At 74.6% G+C, this 382-nt stretch carries 1 protein-coding gene; it reads left to right on the top strand.

Features of this window, described 5'->3' with window-relative positions; genetic code table 11:
- Positions 1-95 precede the first annotated feature (95 nt).
- Positions 96-266, top strand: coding sequence for a hypothetical protein (locus F8178_RS20370; protein ID WP_317496472.1), 171 nt, complete (start codon positions 96-98; stop codon positions 264-266).
- Positions 267-382 lie beyond the last annotated feature (116 nt).

Below are 382 nucleotides of genomic sequence, written 5' to 3'. Positions count from 1 at the left end.
TCCCGCATCTACGCGCACCAGGCCTGCGCCGACTGCGCCGCCCTGGCACCGTACCCGCCCCGCACCCCCCTCCGCCACGAACCCGGGAGCCTGCCATGAGCTGGTGGCACCGCGCCGACGGCACCATCATCGTCCACGACGAAGCCTACGGCGAAACCCACATCATCACCCCCGACGACCCCGACCACCCCAACAACCTCGACACCCACAACCACTCCGACAGCGACTCCGACAACGACGGCGGCAGCGACGGCGACGAGCGTTAGAGACCGGCCGGGCGCGCCCTCCCCCCCCCGCCGCGCCCGGCCACCCGCTCCGGCCGGGCCGTGGCCGCGCCCCGACCCCCACGGCCCGGCCGGACACCACCACACCACCAGCGAAC

Source organism: Haloechinothrix sp. LS1_15, assembly GCF_033042135.1.
Taxonomy (GTDB): domain Bacteria; phylum Actinomycetota; class Actinomycetes; order Mycobacteriales; family Pseudonocardiaceae; genus Haloechinothrix.
Note: the sequence above shows the minus strand (reverse complement) of the source record. Positions and strands in the feature narration are given on the sequence as shown.